12 protein-coding genes are annotated in these 20,628 nt (G+C 62.9%); 7 read left to right on the top strand and 5 right to left on the bottom strand.

What is annotated here, in order from left to right; translation table 11 throughout:
- Position 1 precedes the first annotated feature (1 nt).
- Positions 2-1,381 (bottom strand): hypothetical protein, encoded by a 1,380-nt coding sequence (locus NCT03_RS19520; RefSeq protein ID WP_250493545.1) that lies wholly within the window; start codon positions 1,379-1,381, stop codon positions 2-4.
- 409 nt (positions 1,382-1,790) lie between these two features.
- On the opposite strand from NCT03_RS19520, the gene NCT03_RS19515 reads away from it, so the two are divergent.
- From NCT03_RS19515 to NCT03_RS19505, 3 genes are read left to right on the top strand one after another with little or no spacing between them, the layout of a single operon-like run.
- Positions 1,791-2,267, top strand: a complete 477-nt coding sequence (locus NCT03_RS19515) for a nuclear transport factor 2 family protein (protein WP_250493544.1) — start codon at positions 1,791-1,793, stop codon at positions 2,265-2,267.
- A complete protein-coding gene (locus NCT03_RS19510) occupies positions 2,264-4,198 on the top strand; it encodes an amylo-alpha-1,6-glucosidase (RefSeq protein WP_250493543.1) in 1,935 nt (644 codons plus the stop codon). Before NCT03_RS19515 ends, NCT03_RS19510 begins: the two co-directional genes overlap by 4 nt.
- A gap of 51 nt (positions 4,199-4,249) precedes the next feature.
- Complete coding sequence (locus tag NCT03_RS19505; protein ID WP_250493542.1) at positions 4,250-6,985, top strand: MGH1-like glycoside hydrolase domain-containing protein; 2,736 nt, start codon at positions 4,250-4,252, stop codon at positions 6,983-6,985.
- 455 nt (positions 6,986-7,440) lie between these two features.
- Here the strand turns inward: NCT03_RS19505 and NCT03_RS19500 are convergent, their stop codons facing one another.
- A complete protein-coding gene (locus tag NCT03_RS19500; protein WP_250493541.1) occupies positions 7,441-9,762 on the bottom strand; it encodes an FdhF/YdeP family oxidoreductase in 2,322 nt (773 codons plus the stop codon).
- Between the two features lie 142 nt (positions 9,763-9,904).
- Here NCT03_RS19500 and NCT03_RS19495 point away from each other — a divergent pair, with 142 nt between their 5' ends.
- From NCT03_RS19495 to pdxR, 3 genes are all read left to right on the top strand, one after another.
- A complete protein-coding gene (locus tag NCT03_RS19495; RefSeq protein ID WP_244829416.1) occupies positions 9,905-11,362 on the top strand; it encodes an aminotransferase-like domain-containing protein in 1,458 nt (485 codons plus the stop codon).
- Complete coding sequence (locus NCT03_RS19490; protein WP_244829417.1) at positions 11,363-11,626, top strand: helix-turn-helix domain-containing protein; 264 nt, start codon at positions 11,363-11,365, stop codon at positions 11,624-11,626.
- A 77-nt stretch (positions 11,627-11,703) separates the two neighbouring features.
- Entirely contained in the window at positions 11,704-13,155 is a 1,452-nt protein-coding gene (gene pdxR, locus NCT03_RS19485; protein ID WP_250493540.1) for a MocR-like pyridoxine biosynthesis transcription factor PdxR, read from the top strand.
- A 62-nt stretch (positions 13,156-13,217) separates the two neighbouring features.
- On the opposite strand, the gene NCT03_RS19480 is transcribed toward pdxR, so the two are convergent.
- The 3 genes from NCT03_RS19480 to NCT03_RS19470 form a co-directional block, all read right to left on the bottom strand.
- Complete coding sequence (locus NCT03_RS19480) at positions 13,218-14,360, bottom strand: TAXI family TRAP transporter solute-binding subunit (protein ID WP_250467323.1); 1,143 nt, start codon at positions 14,358-14,360, stop codon at positions 13,218-13,220.
- A 536-nt stretch (positions 14,361-14,896) separates the two neighbouring features.
- Entirely contained in the window at positions 14,897-17,041 is a 2,145-nt protein-coding gene (locus tag NCT03_RS19475) for a zinc ribbon domain-containing protein (RefSeq protein ID WP_250493539.1), read from the bottom strand.
- A gap of 727 nt (positions 17,042-17,768) precedes the next feature.
- Positions 17,769-19,352: an aldehyde dehydrogenase (NADP(+)) gene (locus NCT03_RS19470; protein WP_250493538.1), complete on the bottom strand. Its 1,584-nt coding sequence runs from the start codon at positions 19,350-19,352 to the stop codon at positions 17,769-17,771.
- A gap of 165 nt (positions 19,353-19,517) precedes the next feature.
- On the opposite strand from NCT03_RS19470, the gene NCT03_RS19465 reads away from it, so the two are divergent.
- A complete protein-coding gene (locus NCT03_RS19465; protein WP_250493537.1) occupies positions 19,518-20,453 on the top strand; it encodes a LysR family transcriptional regulator in 936 nt (311 codons plus the stop codon).
- Positions 20,454-20,628 lie beyond the last annotated feature (175 nt).

Genomic DNA, 20,628 nt, shown 5'->3' with positions numbered 1-20,628 from the left:
TTTATCGCCGCTCCACGCTCAGACGCCCGGCGGAGCGCCTGCCGCCGGCGTCATCGATGGTCACGGACAAGCCGGAAGTGAGCGCTATTTCCAGCAATGCGTTGCGGTTCGCGTCGGCGTTCGCGGCGGTCTGCACGCGCCACTCCATGCCGTCGGGTGTCTGGAGCACGTAGCTCGGCTGGTCGCCGGCGCAGTTGGCATCGATCAAGCGCGTGACATTGCCCGTTTTCGTGCCGGCATGACGTTCGTCACCACAATGAAAACTGGGACTGCCCGCGCGCGGCAGGCCGACCGCGACGCCTGTTACGACGGAATTGACGTCTGCGGTGATACTGACCGGCAACCCCCACGCCAGCGCGCGGACCAACATGTGGTGGCGGTGAGGGCAGATCTTCGCGTTCATTTGCACGCAATATTGGCGGCCGTCCCACGCGCGCAAAAGGTAATTGACTCGATCGAGCATGTCGTAATCGATTATGCGAGTGAGAAAGCCGGTACGCGTTTCGGTCAGCCTGAGACTGAAACAGATCAGCGGCGGCGTTTCTTCGGCGAGATAAGTGCCGATTGAAAGGCCGGTGATATAATGATATTCATTGCCATATACGGTAAGTGGCAGGCCGGCACCCACTGCCATTATCATTAACCCGAGTTTTTCAGCGTCCGGTCGCCGTTCCAGACGAGCGTGATAACGCGCGCCATCCACGCTTTTTAGAACGATCCCGAGCCTGTCGCAGGTTTCGGTATCGATTATCTCTTCGATGAAACCTGTACGCGGCGTATTGCCGAGCGGCTCGGCCGTGCACTCGATATTCGGACCGAAGCGCAGTGAGCCGATCGAAACGCCCGTGACGTAATAATCCGCGCTGGCGCGAATAGTCACCGGCAAGCCCGATCTGAACGCCATGAGCATCAGCATATGGCGATTGCGGTTATCATCCGGCGTCATTTGCGCGCAATAATGCGAACCGTCAGGGCAGCGCAGAATATAGCCGAAGGTTCCGAGGCTGTCGGCATCGTCTATCTGCACGATGAGTCCGGTCCTGACGTCGTTCAGCAGGTTCCATTTGAAGAGCGAGGTCTCGGATAACCGCGTGTGTTTCAAGCCTACGGAAACGACGTCAATAAATCGTTGGCAATTAGCATTGATCGATACGGGCAAGCCAAGCGCCATTGAAAGCTGCAGCAATGCGTTTCGGTAGGGATGATCGAGTTTATTCAATAACGCGCAATAATGTGTGTTCTCGCGGGTTTTAAGCACGTAGGTAACGCAATCCGAATCCGCATTATCGATCGACCGGATAATCGAGCCGCTTCGGGTATCCATGAGAAAGGACTCGGCCTGCCCATTGATCAGCGCATTTCTTGGTTTTCGGAATCGCATGATTGCCTCGAGAGCGGGCGGTTGTGAAATGATCGGCTTTTGGAAGCGCAAACGGGAAACTAAACCAAATAAGCGTGTAGACGCTTCACCGCAATTTCATTGCGATGCTGTATCGGCTAGAACGAAGGTTTCTAAAGAGAGTAGGAAGTGACACGAATTTAGATAAACAATTTTTCGGCGTCAATTATGGTTTCGCCTTTTTTCGGGGGGTGTGCATGGGTGGGTAATCATTTGCAGCTGCATTTGAAGACAAGTTGAATATCACTCGACTGTAATCCTGCTTTTTCGCATCTATCGCGTTTAAAAGACGCCGAACAAAGCACGCAGTCGCGAAGAATTAGCGCTGCAGCATTGCGCGAGCCGGGAGAGAATGCGAACTTGCACGCGCCAGCGGCCCTTCCGGAAGCTCATGCCCAATTCAAACACCGAACTCATCGAGCGGTTCTACCGCGCCTTTCAGGAGCGCGACGCCGAGGGGATGGCCGCGTGTTACGCGCCCGACATCCGCTTTCAGGACCCCGCGTTCGGCCTGCTGCACGGCCGTGAGGTCGGCGACATGTGGCGCATGTTGCTCGGCCGCGCGGCGGATTTCTCGCTGACCGTGGATGAAATCCGCTCGATCGGGCAGACCGCGAGCGCCGTCGCCATCGCGCGTTATACCTATTCGGCCACGGGCCGGCCGGTCGTCAATCGTATCGAGTCGCGCTTTGCTATCCGCGATGGCTTCATCGTCGAACACATCGACACCTTCGATCTCTGGCGCTGGAGCCGTCAGGCGCTCGGCGCGAGCGGTTTGCTGCTCGGCTGGACACCGCGAATGCGCGCGACGATCCAGAAGAAGGCGCGGCGCGCGCTCAGCGATTATCGGAACAAGGCGGCGACATGACGCGTATCGAAGCGAATCGGGACGCGCCTTTCGACGCCGCGCGCCTGGAAGACGAATGGCTCGAACCGGATGCCTTCGGCGGCTTCGCGTCGGGCACCGTCGGCACGTTGCGCACGCGGCGCTATCAGGCGTTGCTGCTCGCCGCCACCGCGCCGCCCGCCGGGCGCGTCGTGCTGGTGAATGGCGTCGAGGCGTGGCTCGATGTGAACGGAAAGCGTCACGCGCTCACGATGCAACGCTACGCGCCCGACGTGCTGTACCCGGACATCTCCGCGAGCCTCCTCTCCTTCGATACCTCGCCGTGGCCCACGTGGCGCTTTCGCATTGGCGACGAAACGGTGGCGAGCGCGGAAGTGTTCGTCGTAAAGGACAGCGGCGAGACGGTGCTGCGCTGGCGGCTCGAAACGCCCGTGCCGAAAGCCACGCTCGAAGTGCGGCCGCTTCTTTCGGGCCGCGACTATCACGCGCTGCATCACGAGAACGGCGCGTTTTCCTTCGATGCAACCGTCGACGTGGAGCGTGTGCATTGGCGTCCGTACGCCGATCTGCCGGCTATCGGCGCGACGTCGAACGGGGCTTATCGGCACGCGCCGGACTGGTATCGCAACTTTAGCTATGCGCGTGAGCGCGACCGCGGTCTCGATTTCACCGAAGACCTCGCCGCACCCGGCGTCTTCAGCTTCGATCTCGTACGCGGCGATGCGGTGCTGATCTTTCATGCCGACACCGGCCACGAACAGGCGCACGAGGGCAATGCGGTAGCGCTTGCCACCCGACTCGCCACGCGAGAGAGCCAAAGGCGCGCCGCGTTCGGCTCGCGGTTCGCGCGTTCCGCCGACGCCTATATCGTGGATCGCAACGTCGGCAAGACGGTCATCGCGGGCTATCCGTGGTTCACCGACTGGGGCCGCGACACCTTCATCTCGATGCGCGGTCTTCTGCTCGCGGCGGGCCGTTACGCCGATGCCGAATCGATTCTGCTCGAATGGGCCGATACGCTCTCTGACGGCATGCTGCCCAACCGCTTCCCGGACGGCGGCGGCATGCCCGAATACAACTCGGTCGATGCCTCGCTGTGGTTCGCCGTGGCGGTGCACGATTATTTGGCGACGGGCCACGCCAGCGCCGCGACCGCGAGCCGCCTGCAACACGCGGTCGATTCGATTCTCGAAGGCTATACGCGCGGCACGCGCTTTGGCATCGCGGCGGACGCGGACGGTCTGTTGCGCGCGGGCGTCCCGGGCGTTCAGCTCACGTGGATGGACGCGAAGGCGGGCGACTGGGTGGTGACGCCGCGCATCGGCAAACCGGTGGAAGTCGAGGCGCTGTGGTTCAACGCGCTGTCGATAGCAAGCGCGTGGAATGCGCGCTGGACCGCGCCGCGCGACGCTGCGCGCGCGGCTTTCCTCGCGCGCTTCGTCGATCCCGACACACGCGCGCTGTACGATGTCGTCGATGCCGATCACGAAGCCGGCAAGCTCGATCGTTCGATCCGTCCGAATCAGATCTTTGCGCTGGGCGGTCTGCCTTTCGCGCTCGTCGATGGCGACATCGCTCAAGCCGTGCTCGCGCAAGTGGAAACCCAACTGCTGACACCACTCGGCTTGCGCACGCTCGCGCCGGCCGACCCGGCGTATCGTCCGCGTTATGCGGGCGGCGTGCTGGAACGCGACGGCGCCTATCATCAGGGAACCGTATGGCCCTGGCTCATCGGGCCGTTCATCGAGGCGTGGATTCGCGTACATGGCGCGGCGGGCGCGCGCGAGCGCTTCATCGCGCCGCTCGAAGCGCATCTGGACCGCTACGGTCTCGATCATCTGTCAGAAGTCGCCGACGGCGATGCACCCCATACGCCTGGCGGCACACCGTTCCAGGCGTGGTCGCTCGGCGAATTGCTGCGCATAGAAAAGCTTCTGACCGAAACACGCTAAATTACGAGTCTTGCCCGCGGCATCGAACGCCGCTCATCAGGAGAAATATCCATGCCGAAATCGCGCGCCGTCAATCAGATCGACACCGTCGAAGGCTCGCGTCTGCATTCGAGCGATTGCCCGCGCTGGCAACGCTGGGGACCGTATCTGAGCGAACGGCAATGGGGCACGGTGCGCGAGGATTACAGCGATAACGGCACCGCGTGGGATTACTTTCCGCACGATCACGCGCGCAGCCGGGCGTATCGCTGGGGCGAGGACGGCATCGCCGGATTCGGCGACGACAAGCTCAACTGGTGCGTCTCGCTCGCCTTGTGGAACGGCGCCGATCCGATCATCAAGGAACGGCTTTTCGGGCTCACCAACGAGCAGGGCAATCATGGCGAGGATGTGAAGGAGTTGTACTTTTACATCGACGGCACGCCGACGCACTCGTACATGCGCATGCTCTACAAGTATCCGCATGCGGCGTTTCCTTATTCCGATCTCATCGAGGAAAACGCGCGGCGCGGCGCGGACAAGCCCGAATACGAAGTGCTCGATACCGGCGTGTTCGACGATGGCCGCTACTTCGACGTGCAGGTGGAATACGCGAAGCACACGGCGGACGACATCGTCATGCGCGTGAAAGTGGAGAATCGCGCGGAATGCGCCGCTACCATCGACGTCATGCCGCAAATGTGGGCGCGCAATACGTGGTCGTGGAAGAAGGTGTCCGATAAACCCTCGCTGAAACTTCAGACGGTGAACGGCGTGACCTATGTCGCGGCGGAACACGGCGCACACGAACAGATGGTACTCACGGCATGGTCGCCGGATACGCCCGATGTCGAATGGCTCTTCTGCGAGAACGAGACCAACGTCAAGCGTCTTTTCAACATGGAGGGCCCGGGTCCGTTCAAGGATGGCGTGAACGACTACATCGTCCAAAAGGACGAACACGCGATTCGCCGCGACACCGGCACGCGCGCGACGGCTCGCGCGCATCTCGAGATCGCGCCATTCGGGACGGCGACAGTGTTCATGCGCTGGCGTCCCGAATCCGCGCCCGACACCGTGCCGCTCGATGCCGACGCGCTCTTCGCGCGCCGTATCGCGGAAGCCGACGAATTCTACGGCGCGTTGCAGCACGACATCACCGACGCCGATCAGCGGCTCGTGCAACGTCAGGCGCTCGCCGGCATGCTGTGGTCGAAGCAGTATTACCAATTCGACGTTACGCGCTGGCTCGACGGCGATCCACTGCAGCCTACGCCGCCGCAATCGCGCCGTCGCGGGCGCAATGCGGAGTGGCGGCATCTGTGCAACGCGGACATCGTGTCGATGCCGGACAAGTGGGAATATCCGTGGTACGCGTCGTGGGATCTCGCGTTCCATGCGGCCGCCTTCGCATTGATCGATCCGGAGTTCGCCAAACGCCAGATGCTGTTGCTCGTGAAGGACCGTTATCAGCATCCGAATGGCCAGTTGCCCGCCTACGAATGGGCTTTCGGCGACGCCAATCCGCCCGTGCACGCGTGGGCGACGTGGCGCGTCTACGAGATCGACCGCGCGATCACCGGCAAGGGCGACCGCGACTTCCTGGAACTCGTGTTCCACAAGCTGCTGCTCAACTTCTCGTGGTGGGTCAACCGCAAGGACGCCGACGACCGCAACATCTTCCAGGGCGGCTTTCTCGGGCTGGATAACGTCGGCATCTTCGATCGCTCGTCGCCGCTGCCGACAGGCGGTCATATCGATCAGGCCGATGGCACCGCATGGATGGCCGCGTACGCGCTCGACCTCATGCGTATCGCGCTCGAACTGGCCTACGCGAACAAGGTGTTCGTGGATATCGCGGTGAAGTTCTTCGAGCACTTCTTGTATATCGCGGAAGCCGTGAGCTGCGAGGACGACTGCGACACGGGTTTGTGGGACGGCGAGGACGAGTTCTTCTACGACAAGCTGCGTCTGCCGGACGGCTCGAATGTACCGATGCGCGTACGGTCCATCGTCGGGCTCATTCCCATGTTCGCCGTGCACGTGCTCGAACCGAACGTGCACAAGGCGCTGCCGGGACTGCGCGACCGGCTGCACTGGTTCCTCGAACATCGGCCGGATCTCGCGCGGCTCGTGTCGCGCTGGAATATCGCGGGGCAGGGCAATAGCGTGCTGCTGTCGCTGTTGCGCGGGCATCGCATGAAGGCGCTGCTCAGACGCATGCTCGACGAAAGCGAGTTTCTTTCCGACCACGGCGTGCGCGCGCTGTCGCGGGTGCATCGCGACAATCCGTTCGTGTTCTATCACAACGGTGACAGCTTCTCGGTGCAGTATCTGCCGGCCGAGTCGAACTCGCGCGTGTTTGGCGGCAACTCGAACTGGCGCGGGCCGATCTGGATGCCGGTGAACTATCTGCTCATCGCGTCGCTGCACGAATTTCATCGCTATTACGGCGATGATTTTCGCGTGGAGTATCCGACCGGCTCGGGACAAAAGTTTTCGCTGAAACAGATCGCCGACGAACTCGCGCGCCGTCTGACCACGCTCTTCTTGCTCGACAAGAACGGCGAACGTCCGGTGATGGCGGCGTATCCGCAACTCCAGGCGGACCCGCGTTCGCGCGATCTCGTGTTGTTCCACGAATACTTTCACGGCGACAACGGACGCGGCGTGGGCGCATCGCATCAGACCGGCTGGAGCGGGCTCGTCGCGTTGCTGTTGCAGCCCTTGGCGATGGGACCGTCAGGCGTCGTGCCGCTCGCCGGCGAAACCGATGCCGAGGTGCAGGAGTTTGCCGGCGCCAAGTAACGGTCCGTCATCGTCGCTAAAAGTCAACCTCTGCCATCCGGCTGATAGTTAGGAAAAGTCGTATATCGCTTGCGTCTCCATCTGCGTAAGTTTGCGAAAACGCAAACTTGAGGACGGTTTGGAGATAAAAATGAAACAAACTACGCAAGGATATTCTGTCAGCGGCTACCAGACCGAATGGGGCGCCGCAACCCGCCAACGGACCGAGAATCAGGACAGTCCGCCGTACAAAATGGTCGTGGTGGTGTTCGCGGCGGCCATGCTGGGCGGCGCTTACGTGTCGGCCACGCTGCAAAGCATCGCGCTCGGCTGGATGGCGGGCGTCGGCATTCTGGGCGCGCTCGGCGCCGTCATTCACCGCTGGTGCACGGGTCCCGATGCACTGGAGCGCCGCCTGAACGCACGCGCCCGCGCGCGTCACAACGCGGTGGCCCGGTGCGGCATCAACTTCGATCTCAAGCAGCAGCGCTCTGGCGGATTTCGTTCGCGGAACTCAGCAACACGGGAATGGACTTCGAAGTCGGCGTCCCGGCACCATCAGCAGTGGACGACAACGGCACTAGCGGGTTGGTCTCAGGATAGTATGCGCCCAGGCATCCACGAGGAATGTCGTACGCAACGAGGGTGAAGCCGTCCACCTGGCGCACGACATCGTCATCCCAGACACTCGTGATATCCACGAGGTCGCCCGGTTCGAAGCCGAGCATGTCGATATCCTCGCGGTTCGCAAAGAGCACACGCCGCTGTCCGTACACGCCACGATAGCGGTCGTCGAGTCCGTAGATCGTCGTGTTGTACTGATCGTGCGAGCGCGTGGTCATGAGCGTCATCAGGCGCGCGCCATGCAGGGCGCGGGCGCGGTGAATCGGCGTATCGACGGCAATGGCGTGCACGATGAACTGCGCCTTGCCGCTCGGCGTCTTCCAGACGCGCTCGCGTGAAGCCACGCCCAGATGAAAGCCGCCGGGTTGCTTCAACCGCTCGTTATAGCGCTCGAAGCCCTCGACCACTTTTTCTATGCCGTCGCGAATCAGCGCGTAGTCGTTCGCGTGCGCAAGCCAGTCCACCTTGCCCGAACCGAGCGTCGCATGCGCCATGCGCGCGACGATCGCCACCTCGGAAAGCAGATTCGGCGAAGCGGGCTTGTTCATGCCATACGAGATGTGGACCATGCTCATCGAGTCTTCCACGCTCACGCCTTGCGCCACGCCGTTCTGCATGTCGATCTCGGTACGGCCGAGCGTCGGCAGAATGAGCGCGTCGCGGCCATGCACGAGATGGCTGCGATTCAGCTTGGTCGTGATATGCACGGTGAGGTCGCACGAACGCATTGCTTCCCAGGTGCGCGGCGTGTCGGGCGTGGCGATCGAAAAATTGCCGCCCAGCCCGATGAACACCTTCACGCGGCCTTCGAGCATCGCGTGAATGGATTCGACCACGTCGTAACCGTGCTCGCGCGGCGGCTCGAAGTCGTATGCCGCGCCGAGCTTGTCGAGAAACGCCTGCGTCGGCTTTTCCTCGATACCCACCGTGCGATCTCCCTGCACGTTCGAATGGCCGCGCACCGGGCAAAGCCCCGCGCCGCGCCGGCCGATATTGCCGCGCATCATCATCAGGTTGGACAGCAACTGCACGATCGGCACTGAATTCTTGTGCTGCGTGAGGCCCATGCCCCATGTCGAGATGACGGCGCGGCCTTGCGCGTAGATATCGGCGAGCTTCAAGATTTCGTCGATGGCCACGCCCGATTCCGCGACGATCATCTCCCAGTTCTCGGCGCGCAAGTCGGCGGCGAAGCTGTCGAAGCCAACCGTGTGTTGCGCGATGAAATCGACATCGAGCACGCGGGCCTGGCCATTGGCGAGCGCGGCATCGTCGAGTTCGATCACGCGTTTCGCCACGCCCTTGATGAGCGCGAAGTCGCCACCCACTTTCGGGCGGATGAATACGGAGCTGATCTTCACGCCCTTGGGCGAAAGCATGTCGAGTGTGTGCTGCGGGCTCGCGAACCGTTCGAGGCCGCGTTCTTTCAGCGGATTGATCGACACGATGGTCGCGCCGCGTTTCGCGCAGTCGCGCAACTCGCCGAGCATGCGCGGATGATTGGTCGCCGGATTCTGACCGAAGAGCAGCAGCGTGTCGGCGTGTTCGAAGTCGTCGAGCGTCACCGTGCCCTTGCCGACGCCCACGGTATGCGGCAGGCCACGGCTCGTTGCCTCGTGGCACATGTTCGAGCAGTCGGGGAAATTGTTCGTGCCGACCATCCGCACGAAGAGCTGGTAAAGGAAAGCGGCTTCGTTGCTTGCGCGTCCGGACGTATAGAACGCGGCCTTGTCCGGATGGTCCAGCTTGTTGATGTGCGATGCGATCAACTCGAACGCCGCGTCCCATTCTATCGGCACATAACGGTCGCGCTTGGCGTCGTAGACAAGCGGGTCGGTTAGGCGGCCATGCTGTTCGAGTTCGTAGTCCGACTGCGCCATCAGCGAAGTCACCGTGTGCTCCTCGAAGAACACGGGCGTGACGCGCTTCGCCGTGGCTTCGGCGGCAACCGCCTTGACGCCGTTTTCGCAGAATTCAAATGTCGATGCATGCGCCCGGTCCGGCCACGCGCACCCGGGGCAGTCGAAGCCATCCGGCTGATTCTGCTTGAAGAGCGTCCGGTAATTGCCGCCCGCGACCTTCTCCTTGACGAGATTGATAGCCACCTGTTTGAGCGCGCCCCAGCCTGCGGCGGGGTGCGTGTACGGTTCGATGCGAGCTTCGGGCTTCTTCATGGTGTGGCGTGTCGACGCACAGGACGATTCGATACGTCGATCCTACTGTTTACCAAATGGCGCGCGGCGCACAGAAAACGTGAAATAGAAGGGATACAGTTGGTAGACTGAACGCCCTCCTTGTTTCGACACGACCGCCGCCGTGACCCTCTACGAAAAGCTCGCCGATGAGATCGAAGCCGCCGTGCGCCGTGGCGTGTTCGCGCCGGGCGAGCGCATTGCGTCGGTGCGGCAGGCGAGCCAGCAGCACGGCGTGAGCATCAAGACCGTGCTGCATGCCTATGCGTTGCTCGAAGGCCGCGGCGTGCTGGAAACGCGTCCGCAATCCGGCTATTTCGTGCGCGCCAGACCCAAGGCCGAAACGCCGCGTGACGAGACGAAGCGCCGCGCGCGTCCCGTGGCGGTGGCTTCCGAAGTGGACGTGAGCCGGCTCGTGCTCGCCACGCTGCGCAGCATCCGCGCGCACGACGCCGTGCCGTTCGGCTCGCCGTATCCCGATCCCGAGCCGTTCCCCTGGCGGCGCATCAACCAGTACGCAAACGCCATCGCGCGGCGGCACACGAGCTGGAATCTCATCGACGATCTGCCGCCCGGCAACCCCGAGCTCATCCGCCAGATCGCGCGGCGCTACGCGGAGAACGGCGTGAGCGTGGACCCGGCCGAAATCGTGATTACGGTCGGCGCAACGGAAGCGATCAATCTGAGTTTGCAGGCGGTCGCGAAGCCGGGCGATACCGTGGCCGTCGAGTCGCCAACGTATTACGCGATGCTGCACGCCATCGAGCGGCTCGGCATGCGCGCAATCGAGGTGCCGACGCATGCCGTCGATGGCATCGACATCGAGGCGCTGGCGCAGATCATCGGCAAAAGAAAGATTGCTGCTTGCATGGTGATGCCGAATTTCCAGAACCCGCTCGGCTTTCTGATGCCGGATGCGCGCAAGCGGCAACTCGTCGAATTGCTGAGCGAGCACGAGATACCGGTGATCGAAAACGACGTGTATCACGAGCTCTATTTCGGCGATGCGCGGCCTACGACACTCAAAAGTTTCGATACCAAGGGGCTCGTGCTTCACTGCGCGTCGTTTTCGAAGAGTCTCACGGCGTCGTATCGAATCGGCTGGGCGATGCCGGGACGTTTTCGCGCGCAAGTCGAGAAGCTCAAGTTCCTCAACACGCTGACCACGCCTTCGGTGCCGCAAGTCGCCGTCGCCGATTATCTTCGTCAGGACGGTTACGACCGGCATCTGCGCGGCGTGCGCAAGCTCTATCAGCAACAGGCGCGCATCATGCGTGCGATGGTCGAGCGCTTCTTTCCGGCGGGCACGCGCACGTCCGCGCCACAGGGCGGTTATGTGCTTTGGGTCGAATTGCCGGAGCGCGTCGATTCGATGCAGCTTTATCGCGCGGCGCTCGAATGCGGTATCACGGTCGGGCCGGGCTATATGTTCTCGACGCGCAATGCCTTCAGCCACTTCATTCGCCTGAACTACAGCTATCCGTGGACCGCGCAGAGCGAGGCGGCGTTGCAGCGTTTGGGCGAACTCGTCGGCGAAATCGATCGGCGCGCGGCACGAGACGACATAGAGAAGGAGACATAGATGAGCGATGACATCGATCCCATACTCGTCGCCGTTCTGGCGCAGCTCTGGCGCGCGCGTCGGGAGAGCCCGGAGAAACCGTGGTCGCTTGCGAAGTTGGCGAAGCAGTCCGATTTGCCGATGAGCGCGTTGCGGCGGCAGCTTACCGGGCTCGCGGATGCGGGGCTGATCGAGATGACGATCACGGAAGAGGGCGCGGGAAGTGCGTGGTTGAGCGCCGAAGGGGTGACGTTGTGTGCGGCCGTGTTTGGGGCGGAAGGGTGAGGCGAACGCGGCGCTGGTCTTGTGAAAGCATCGAAATCCATTCATTCTAGGTAGCCACGCTCAATCGGTGCTTCACCTTGGACATCCACATCACCCTGCACGGCCGTCACGACCTCACGGGCCAGATCTACGGCCAGTTGCGCGCGGGCATCATCGAAGGGCGGCTTGCCGCTCATGCGCGCCTGCCGTCCACGCGCGATCTCGCCGCGCAGCTCGGCGTGTCTCGCAAGACGACGCTCGATGTATTCGATCGCCTGATCGCCGAAGGTTTTCTTCGCCCTCGCGCCGGCGATGGCACCTTCGTCGCCGATGGCCTCACGCGTCTGCCCGCCGCCCGCGCCGAGCCGACCTCGGCGCGCGCCCGCGCCACCGGCATCTGGCGCAAGATGCCCGAACGCATGTCGATGCCCATGCCGCCCGCCGACATCACGCTCGACTGCGATTTCAAGGGCGGCGTGACCGACAAGACGCTTTTCCCCTTCGATGCCTGGCGCCGCTGCGTCAACCAGGCGCTGCGCACGCAGGCGCGCACGGGCGGCGGCGTGGCGTCGTATCGCGATCCGGCCGGCGAGCAGGAGCTACGGCTCGGCATCGCGCGCTATCTGGCGTTCAGCCGCGCGGTGGTGTGCAACTGGCAGGACGTTCTCGTGACGCAAGGCGCCCAGCAGGCGCTCGATCTGCTCGCGCGCGTGGTGGTCCAGCCGGGCGATGTCGTCGCGATGGAAGAGCCGGGTTATCCGCCTGCGCGCGCCATCTTCTCGGCGCTGCACGCGCGCATTGCGCACGTTCCCGTCGATGAGCACGGGATCGTCGTGGACAAGTTGCCGCGCAATACTCGGCTCGTCTACGTGACGCCGTCGCATCAGTTTCCGCTCGGCATGCCGATGAGTCTCGCGCGCCGGATCGAACTGCTCGAATGGGCGGCCGAACGCGGCGCGGTGATCGTCGAGGATGACTACGACGGCGAGTTTCGCTTCGAAGGGCGGCCGGTCGAGTCGCTGAAGAGCCTGGATCATGCAGGGTTGGTCGCGTATGTCGGCACGTTCTCGAAGACGCTTTTTCCGGATTTAAGGATTGGCTACGTGGTGCCGCCCGCGACGCTTTCCGAGCCGCTCTGGAACGCGCGGCAAGTTTGCGATCTGCACGGCTGCATGCTCACGCAGACAGCGCTCGGCGCCTTCATGCTGGATGGCGAATATGCGAAACATTTGCGCCGCATGCACAAGGCGTATGCGCAACGCCGTGCCGCGTTGATCGCGCATCTGACTGGCGCTCTTGCGCACTGGTTCGAGCCGATGCCATCGACGGCCGGCATCCATCTGGTCGCGCGGCTTTTAGAGCCGTGGCAGGAAGCGCGCGTGGTCGCGGCGGCGCGCGAGGCGCAAGTGGGGTTGTACGGCATCGCGCCGTTTTATGCGGGCAAGCCGCTTCTGCAAGGCGTGTTGCTTGGATATGGCGGGACGAGCGTCCCGGCTATCGAGCGTGGGTTAAAGCGGCTGGCGGGGGTTATGGCGGCGATGGGGGCGTAGGCGCTTGTTTGCGTATCGCGCGACGCGCTGTCGTCATGCAGACAACAGCGCGTGCGTTCACGTCATTGATCGCACAGCAACAACACCTTCTCCTGCGCGGTGCAACTTGCCTTCTTCATTTTTGGCGCGGCGCCATCCGTTGAACGCGCCGATACCGTCTGCGCGCCGCCTTGCGATTGCTGCGCGAGCGCCGCACGCTTGGCGATGCACGACCGCAAATGCTTTTCAACCGGCGGATAGTATTTCCAGCCCTTCGTCAGCGGCGGCAGTTCGAGATGCACCTGTTTCCACTTCGGATGCCCGCTCGCCTGCAGCGTATCGAAGTTCGTGCAGAGCGAATCGGCGAATTTCGACATCGCGCCGACGGTGCCGCGCAGACCATAGTCATACGTCACGAGGAACGCCTTGACGGTGAGCGTTGGCGTGTCCTCCTGAATCCAGTTCGGATAGCTCGATGTGCGGATCGTCGCCGGGAAATACGTTTGCTTGGCGCGCGCGGTTTCAGGCGCGGCCGGGTCCAGACGCAACAGCTTGATCTGCTGCAGCAGTTCCGGGTTCATGTCCTGAAAGAGCTTGGCAGGCTGTCCCGCGACGATCACCGCGACGTCGATCTTGCGCACGATCAGCTTCGCGAGCGCGTCCTCGTTGCTATAGTGCTGCGCGTTCTGGTCGGCGATAGGTTCACCGAACATCAGCCGATACAGCGTTGCCGACGACTGCGCCGTGCCGCTTCCGAGCAGCCCGACGCTAATGTTCTTGTCCTTGATTTCCTGGATGTACTTGAGCGGCGAATCCGAACGCACGACGAAGTAAATCTCTTCGTCGTAAAGCGGCATGATGAGGCGCAGCGGCTTGATGATATTGCCGGCATCGGCGTTACCGGACGCGGCCATATCGACGTAAGCCTGATACACGTCCGACTGAACGAGTGCGAATTTCACGCCGGGTTCATAGCGCATGCGCTGCACGTTTTCCGCCGATCCTTTGGAAGAAAGCACTTCCAGTTCCATGCCGGCGGGGTCGGCCACGTACTTGGACAGGTCCTGACCGATCTGAATATACGTGCCGCGATCCGGCCCGGTAGTGATTTTGTAGGGCACGGCGTCGGCGGCGAAACTCGTCCCCGTGACGCTTGCGAGACCGATTACGGCAAGGAGGGCGAGCGCACCTCGCGCGGCGTTCCGCATGATTTTCGTGGAGAACATGATTGACCCTCGATTCTTGAGTTGGACGGGTGCTGTGGAACACGCGCGATGCGAGAGCGTCGCATCGTGCGAAATCGGTTATGCGTTTCTGCGCGCGGGCTAGTTTTAGCCGATGCAGTTTGTTCTGGCGACTCTTTCCGTTCGCGAGATGCCGGGTTCTTTCCGGGCAGGTTGCTGTGCCAAAAAAGCTTTGTCTCCGTTAATGCTTTTTTCCTGATTTGCTTCGTTCTTTGGATGCTTGTTTCTTGCTCGCACACCCGCCGATGTGCGTCGTCTCTTCCGTCGAGTCTCGTCTCCCGAGACATCGCCGCTGTGGAAGCGATTTGATATTCGAGACCGCAGTCCTTTAAAGATGCTTCGTTTCCCGAGTCGGGCTTCTTCAGATTCGCGTCGTTACCGAGACTTTTCTATTTCTGAAGCGCTCTCTTCGGAGCCGCTTCAATTTCGCAAGACGCCTTGCTTGCGTGGTTGCCTTTCACCCGCAGAGCGCCGAATCTTCATTCAATGCGCTCTCCCATGCCTCTACCTTCCCATCTTCACGGCGCCGACTTCGAAGCCCCGCCGCCGCTCGTCCAACCGTATTGCTTGATGGCGCGTTCCAGTTCTTCGGTCTTGTCCGCGTCCATATGCGCCGATACGTTCGATGCGCCAAACGACGCGGCAGCGCGCGGGCTTGCTGCGGGCGGGCTGATCGCGGGCGCGGCGGCGAGTTGAGCTTGCGGCGTGGTATTGCGCACGGCGACAGGCGTCGCGCCAGTCGCCGTCGATGACGTCGATGCATGCGGTGCGGCACCCGACGCCGACGGCGCAACATACATCCCGTTGGACGTGCCGCCGCGATTGGACGTCGCATCGTACATGCCGTTATTCGATGCGCCGCCGCCCGTCGCGGTCGCTCCGCGATTCTGCGGCGCGACGTACATCTCATCGCTTGCGTTGGCGTGATTGGCGGAAGAGGCATCGTACAGGCCGGTCGACGCGGTATTGCGCGTCGCGCCGGTTTGAGGTGCGGGCCGCGTGTTGGCTGCCATGGCGGCGGGCGCGGTGCGACTCGTCCCCGGAGGCGGCGCAGCGGTGGCTGGCGTCGTGCGCGTCGCCGTGGTCGTCACGGGCGCGGGCGTCAGCACAGCAACCGAAGGAGCGGCCGTGCCTGCAACAGCGGAAGGCGCGGGCGTCGTGGAAGAAGGCACGGCAGGCGCTGTCGTCGCTGCCGTTGTCCTTGCGGCAGGCAAGGCATTGCCGGAAGTCGCGGGTGCCACCGTCGCCGTCGCAGCGGACGGTGCGAACATCTTCGCGGCAGGCAATTCAACGGCCGAAGTCGCAGGCGCATTGGCCGGGGCAACATTAGCCGTAGCAGCAGGCCCAACCGTCGCCGCGGTAATGGCATTCGTAGCCGCCTGAGCCCGCGCGATCTTCTCCGCGCGCGAATCAGTCGATGCATCCCGCGCTTCGTCGATGGCATCCCGCCGTGCCGCCGCTGCCGTTCCGCGCTGCGCGGCGTGCCGCTCAACCACGGTCTTCGGCGCGATGGTCACGGTCTTGACCGGCGGTGTCGCAACTTCCAAGTTCGCAGTGGTCGCAGGCTTGCCGACGTTGGCGGCAACCACGCTGGCAGGCGCGGCGGGCGCCGGGGCAGCAGCCGTCACCGCCGATGGCAGCGGCTTCTTCGCGCCCGCAGGCGTCGCGACCATCCAGCCCGCGTGCGAGATGACGCGTTCTAGCATCGCTTGCGACTCGCCGTTGCCGCCATCGATAGCGAGCGCTTCGCCCGCGTTCTGCTGCACACACGACCATGCCGAAGTCCGCTCGCAGGCCCGCGCCAGTTGCAGCGCGGCGTCGCGTTGCAACTCGCGCTTCGCGAGTTCTTCTTTCATCGAATCGTAGTCGGGGCGCGTCTGCAATGAGGCGGGAACGGTCTTGAGGCGCGCGCGCGCCAGCGTCAGGTCGTGCTGATCCAGCGCAAGGCGCACGCTGCGCAGCGTATCGCCGGAAACGGACGCGCGGGCATCGGCCGAGGCACTGCCCGCGCCTGTCGCCACATTGGGGTTCAGGTTCGGCGCGGTACCCGGCACGAGCGAACTGAATCTGGAATCGATCGCGCCGGAGACACTGTGATCGGCGGACGGCGAGGCGTCGTCATCGTTCGAATCGCCGTATTGCAGATAAGCGGCCGCGCCGAGCGCGAGCACGACCGAACAAACGCCCGCGATGACCGTCTTGCGCTTCGACCAGGATTCGGAGCCGGGCAGCGCGTCGGGATCGCGGCCGGTGTTCGCATAAGCGCTGCGCGCGGATTCCTCCAGGCGCTTCGCCCGATGCTCCGCCGCCTTTTGCGCGATACGTTCGCTCGCGCGTTTCGGGTCCCAACCCGCGGGCCAGCCGCGTTCCGTTGCGGGTTCCTCCGGCAGCGCGCCGGAAGCGGAGGCGCCGGCGCCAGCCGATGCGGCGGCGGAAGCCGTTGCCGAGGTCGACATCGACGGAAGCGGTTTGGAAAGCGTCTGCTCGAACATATTGACGCGCGGCCGTTCTTGCGATGCGGCGGCCTGGCGCGGTTGAGCGGACGCGGCGTTACGATCCGCGCCGCAGTTTGGACAACTGTCGGCGTTTTTGCGCATCGTGCTGCCGCAACGCTGGCAGACGACGGAGAACATGGATGCAGGAAACGTCAGACGCGTGGTCATGCTTTTAAGCCCTCGAAGGACATGTGCGATAACGTGGCCGCTTGAGTGCCTATACTGGCTTCGGACCGCCCGCAATCGCGCGCGCGAAGTCCTGCGGCAACAATCCTTCGTATCGTTTGTCGGGCGCGAATGAATGTCGAATGAACATCGACTGCGTGCGTCCGAAAAACGAAAGTCCGAATATCGTTGAAGCGAGTTCGGACGTCAATCGCGTTTCGCACCTACCTCGGGCCGCCTGAATTTAAGCGACTACATCATCGCGCCGGCGGCACGCGAAACTCCGTGCTCCCAGCGCGCCTCGTAACCGCGCCTTTTGATGGCGCTGGCCCTCGTGTCGATACGAAAACGCGGCCGGGACTGGTGCGCCCGCGTCGCCGTTTCAGGGCTTCGCGGCCAAGCGCCACGCATCGCTCTCTCACAATGTTTTTGACATTCTGGGCGCGCGGCGGCGGTTTCGTGACGCCAATCCTTAGCCAATAACCGACAAGGGCGAACGACCGCGCGATAACCCACTGATGCAAAAGCGGTTAGAGCCCGAAATGAAACCCGTTCGCACGTTGCATGGCGGATACGAACTGCCTCGCGCGCCGGCGCGAACGTTTGCGCCGTGCGTGAGCGAAAGTGCGGAAAATTTAGCCATCCGAAGCAATTCGCGATAAGCGGAAGGCCGCGACGCGAACCCGGAAGTTCAGCGCCGCGGCCTCGATGTGCAGCTTATGCGACCGGCTTATTCAGCCAGTTGCAACTTGCCGTCGATACGGCGATTCAGACCCAGCGGATTCTCGGTCTTCAGCGCGTCGGGCAGAAGCGCATCCGGCAGGTCCTGATAGCTCACCGGACGCAGGAAGCGGTTGATCGCGAGGCTGCCGACCGAGGTCGAACGGCCATCCGCCGTGGACGGATACGGGCCGCCGTGAACCATCGCGTGGCCCACTTCGACGCCCGTGCCAAAACCGTTCACCAGAATGCGGCCCGTGCGGCGTTCGAGCGCCGGGAGGAAATCGCGCGCTTCGGCGTAATCGGCTTCGTCGATATGCAGCGCCGACGTCAACTGGCCTTCGAGCGATTCGATCAGTTCCAGCATCGTCTTCTGATCCGGGCAGCGCACCACCAGCGACGACGCGCCGAAAATCTCTTCCTGCAGCGCGTGGTTCTTGAGGAAGTTCGCAGCCGTGGTCGAGAACAGCGCCGACTGGCCTTGATTGTCGCTCTTCGCTTCGACGCCGCGCGCGAGCGTCTTCACGTCCGCCTGGCTCGAAGCCTTGTCGATCGCGCCTTCGTACGCCTTGTGAATGCCCGGCGTGAGCATGGTCTGCGCAGCCGTCTCCGTCAGCGCCGCCGATGCCGCCGCGATGAACTTGTCCAGGTCAGGACTATCGACGGCGAGGATCAGGCCGGGGTTCGTGCAGAACTGGCCCGCGCCGAGCACGAGCGATTGCACGAATGCCTTCGCGATGGCTTCGCCACGGTTCTTGAGCGCGGCCGGGAACAACACGACCGGGTTGATGCTGCTCATTTCCGCATAGACGGGAATGGGTTCCTTACGCTCGGCGGCGAGCTTCATCAGCGCCGTGCCGCCTCCGCGCGAGCCAGTGAAGCCTGCTGCCTTGATGCGGTTGTCCTTGACGAGGCCCTGGCCGATGTCACGACCGCTGTCGAACAGCAGCGAGAACGTGCCTTCGGGCATGCTGCAGTCCTTCACGGCCTTTTGCACCGCGCGGCCGACGAGTTCCGCCGTGCCCGGATGCGCCGAGTGCGCCTTGACGATCACCGGGCAGCCGGCGGCGAGCGCGGAAGCCGTATCGCCGCCCGCGACCGAGAACGCCAGCGGGAAGTTGCTCGCGCCGAACACGGCGACCGGGCCGACGCCGATGTGACGCAGACGCAGATCCACGCGCGGCAGCGGCTTGCGTTCGGGTTGCGCCGGGTCGATGCGCACGCCGAGATAGTCGCCGTTACGCACCACTTCCGCGAACATACGCAGTTGACCGACCGTGCGGCCGCGTTCGCCCTCGATCCGTCCGCGCGGCAATCCGCTTTCGATGATGCAGCGCTCGACCAGGTCGTCGCCGATGTCGAGGATATTTTGCGCGATGGTTTCGAGGAATTTCGCGCGCGCTTCGGGCGCGGTTTCGCGATATACGTCGAACGCGGCCCAGGCGAGGGCGGCTGCGCGGTCGAGATCGGCGAGCGTGGCGCCCCCGAATGCCGGTTCGATGGCCGCGCCCGTCGACGCGTTGACGGCCTTGATCGAGCCATTGCTGCCGAAAATGGATTGCTGGCCGATGAGCAGATTGCCTGTGAGTTGCATGGTGTCTCGTCCTTGACTTGAGTGAGTCGTAGCGACTGCGGCGGATGCGAGCGTCGCGCTGCGCCGACTATACGGCGCGAGAGGCGCCGCTGTATAGTGAATCCTTTCCATCGAGTGATCGCTTTATGGAATCACCCCGCCTTTTTCTTCCGCATCGTTTGTCGCATGAAAAACACCCTGGATGTCCTGATGTCGCGGCTGCGCATGAAGCAATTGCATTTGCTGATCGCGCTCGACGACCATAAATCGCTGCATAAAGCATCGAGCGCCATGGCGATGACTCAGTCCGCCGCTTCCAAGGCGCTCGCCGAACTCGAATCGATGCTGGAAGCGCCCTTGTTCGAGCGCGCCAAGAGCGGGGTGATTCCCAACCCGTTCGGCCGCGCCGTGGTGCGCTATGCGCGTCTGTTGGCTGCCGATCTGAGCGCGCTCTGCCAGGAAGTCGCGCAGATACGCGCGGGCACGGGCGGGCGGCTGACGGTCGGCACGATCATGGGCGCGGTGCCGGGCGTGGTCGCACCCATCGTCGGCGAGATGCACGCGAAGCATCCGGACCTTGCCATCGAAATTGTCGAGGACACCAGCGCGCGCATGCTCGGCATGCTGGACGACGGCCATGTCGATCTCGTGATCGGCCGCGCAAGCGTGTCGGACCAGCCGACAAAGTACCACTATCAGCCGCTCGCCGACGAACCGCTTGCCATTGTCGTGGGACAGGACCATCCGCGCGCGGCGGGACGCGAAGTCGGGCTCGCGGAACTGGCGGGTCATCGCTGGGTGACGTACCCGAGTTATCTGCCGATGAGCGCGCTGCTCGAACGCGAACTCGACCTCGCCGGCTTGCCGATGCCGGCGAACCCCATCTCCACCGCGTCGCCGCTCGTGACGGTCACGCTTTTGCAGCAGAGCGCGGATATGGTGGCGATATTGCCGGCGAGCGTCGCGAAACTTTTCGAGCGCTACGGCATGTTGCGCATCTTGCCGATCCGCATGAAATCGAAGTCGCAGACGTATGGCATCGTGACGAGAAAGGGAGGCGCGCTGTCGCCGGCTGCGCGCCAGTTCGTGCAGATGCTGCGTGAAAAAGGTCGCCCGCATTAAGGCGTGCGTCGCGCCCGTCCACCTTGTCAATTAGCGAATGCGTTAGCAATTTTGCCCGTTTACGATAGTCGGGTACTCGAACTTTTTGCCTGAAGCTGGGCCTATACTGGCGTGGCATCGCGGCCTTCGAGCTTCGCGCTCCACGGCGGTTTCACCCCAGCACTTCCTTACCAGC

It is taken from the genome of Caballeronia sp. GAWG1-1 (assembly GCF_023631465.1).
Lineage (GTDB): Bacteria > Pseudomonadota > Gammaproteobacteria > Burkholderiales > Burkholderiaceae > Caballeronia.
The sequence above is the reverse complement of the archived record's forward strand: the minus strand, read 5'-3'. Positions and strand labels throughout refer to the sequence as shown.